Annotated in this window: 3 protein-coding genes; all 3 read right to left on the reverse strand. The window is 25.5% G+C overall.

Annotation, left to right across the window (positions count from 1 at the left end):
* Positions 1-963: PAS domain-containing protein (locus tag ACERKK_RS12610; protein ID WP_373773428.1), on the reverse strand; the 963-nt coding region annotated here is incomplete at its 3' end.
* A 267-nt stretch (positions 964-1230) separates the two neighbouring features.
* The gene (locus tag ACERKK_RS12615) at positions 1231-2685 is read right to left on the reverse strand and encodes a YdiU family protein (protein WP_373773429.1); all 1455 of its coding nucleotides are present in this window, start codon (positions 2683-2685) and stop codon (positions 1231-1233) included.
* Positions 2686-2785: 100 nt separating this feature from the next.
* A partial coding sequence (locus ACERKK_RS12620; RefSeq protein ID WP_373773430.1) for a helix-turn-helix domain-containing protein occupies positions 2786-2962 on the reverse strand: 177 nt, incomplete at its 5' end.

The following is a 2962-nucleotide window of genomic DNA, read 5'->3' on the forward strand; positions in this document are numbered from 1 at the left end:
TTCTTCATAATAATTAATTTGACTTACTAGCTTTAAAGAACGCATTTGTTCATGTTCTAGTTCATCTTCAACATATTTTATTGAATCAAGTTTTCTTTCTAAAAAATCAATTTTTTCTAATAGTTCTATCTCTTTTTTCTTACTATCTTGTAAGTTTATCATTACTCTTTTTTTAAATTCTCTTTTTTCATTTTCATCATCTGTTGTTAAGAATCTAATGCCAATATAACCAATAACCTTTTCACCACTACAATCATGTAAAGGAGAGATAGTGGCATTTACAAAATAAGAGCTTCCATCTTTAGCTAGGTTTTTAACTTTTCCTTGCCATTTTTTACCCTCTTTTAAATTATTCCATAAATCTTGAAATGCAGCTTTTGGCATATCTGGATGTCTTACCATATTATGAGATTTTCCAATTAACTCTTCTCTATCATATTGTGCTATTTCACAAAAAATATCATTTACATAAATAATATTTCCCCTAAGGTCTGTTTTTGATACAATTGCAACTTTATTTAAGGCTTCTACATAACTAGTTATTTCTTCTTTGGTATCAGGTTTTAGTTTTTTTGAGAATTTTTCACAACAAGAAACAGATATAGACTTTATTAATTCTTTTATATCAGTTGGTTTTGATAAGATATCTGAAACATTATGTTTTATTGCTTCTAATAAAATTTGGGATTCATTATAATTGGATAATAGAATAAAGGGTAGTTTTTTATCATATAAACGTATTTGCTTTAATAGTTCTAAAGCACTTTTATTTGGTTTATTCATTGCACATAGTACTAAGTCAATATCACGCTTATTTTCTTTATAAACTTTTACTGCTTCAATTTCATTTGTAACTATATATATAGTTTTTAATATTGATTTTAAAACTACAGAAACTTCATTTCTAGAGATTGGATCATCTTCAACATATAAAACAGTAATTTCCTTAAACATATTCTTCATATAAATATTCCCCCTTAACAATTATAATAGTTTCTTTAAATTATCATATTAATCATAATAATAAATTTTCTAAGATTATTATAGTTAATAACTATAATAAATAACTTAATTTAATGGTTATAAAATATCATTTTGATGATTTTATAGTATTTAAAAGTGGTTATATTTTGATAATGTAAATATAATAATTAATTATAAATATGTAAGTTTTAAAAATATAATTAAGCTTTAAAAAAAATAAGAAGTAGCAAATTGCTACTTCTTACTTTAAGAAGAACAAGAAAGTTGTAAGTTTGACAAGTTAATGGGAGTTGAAGTAGCATATTTTTCATATTTCTTATGCTCATCAAATGGGTTTTGAGCTATAACTAATAAGTCATTTACTAAAGAATAGTCTCCTTCATGAGCTAAAGTTATTGCATCTTGAAGCATATAGTTTTTTATTATATATTTTGGATTTACTTTTTTCATTATTTCAGTTCTTTGTTTAAATGTACTCTTTTCATCTTCACAAACTTTTTTATATGAATCAAACCAATTTTTTAAAGGTTCTGTAAATACTGCATGATTTAAAATAGTTGATAAATCATCAAAAGATTCTAAGTATGTAAGTTTGTAGAAAAATAAATTGTAATCAATCTTTGCACTCTCTAAACTTCCAATAAGTTCTAAGATTAAGTTTAGATTATTATTTCCACTCTTTGTTACATCTAAACCTAATCTTTTATTCATAAGTTCTAAATATACATTTTCATGCTGTGGTAAAAATGTTTTCATATATTCAAGTAATTTATCTACATCACAAATTTCTTTTAAGGCATGAGCTAAAACAATTAGATTCCATCTTGCAACATAAGGTTGGTTATTATAAGAGTATCTTCCTTCTACATCTGTATGATTACAAATACAGTTTTTTTCAAAATAATCCATAAAGGCATAAGGACCATAATCAATTGTTAATCCTGCCATTGAAAAGTTATCAGTATTCATAACACCATGCATAAATCCATATGTTTGCCATTGTGCCATTAGTAAAGCTGTTCTATCAACTAGAGAATAAAACATTTTTTCATATTTATTTTTTTCATTTTGCAAACTTGGATATGACTGTTTAATAACATAATTTGCTAATTGTTCTAAGTTCTTCTTCGAATCATTTGTATTTGCAAAAAACTCAAATGTTCCTATTCTTATCCAAGAAGGAGACATTCTTAGAACAATAGAACAAGATTCTTGTTCCCATTCTCTATGAGCAAAAGAGTCAGAATCAATTATTGCTAAAGCTCTTGTAGTTGCTATTCCTAAAGAGTGCATTGCTTCACTCATAATATACTCTCTTATAGAAGATCTTAAAACAGCCCTACCATCTCCTTGTCTTGAATATCTAGTAAGTCCAGAACCTTTTGTTTGTAAATGCCAATCATTTACACTACCTAAATTAATAGCTCTACCATCACCTAACTTTGGTACAAAATATCCAAATTGATGACCTGCATAAACCATTGAATATGGTTTTGAACCCTCTTGCAATTTACTTCCATTTATAAAGTCTAAGAACTCTTTCGTTTCACAAGACTCATAATCAAGCCCTATTAAATCACAGGCTTGTTTATTATAGGATACTAGTTTTGGATTTGTTAAAGGGCTTGGTTTTAGTTCTTCGTATAAGTTTTCATCAAAATCAAAGTAATCTACTTCTAATTTTATTTCATTTAATTTCATAATTTTTCTCTTTTAATAAATATTTGATTGTATTAAATTTACAATAGCAAAAATATTTATAAAACAAGATAAAAATTGTCCTGTTTTAATTTTATTAAATTTAATCTAGTCTATATTTATTTGGAGATATTGCGAAAACTCTTTTAAAGACTTTTGAGAAATGACTTTGATCATAAAATCCTACTTCACTTGAAAGTTGAGCTAAGCTAATTTCTTTATTATTAAGCATTTTATTTCTAGCTTTTTCTATTCTTTTATTAACTAAAAAAGCATGAGG

Origin of the sequence: Poseidonibacter sp. (assembly GCF_041821165.1) — a bacterium.
Classification (GTDB): domain Bacteria; phylum Campylobacterota; class Campylobacteria; order Campylobacterales; family Arcobacteraceae; genus Poseidonibacter.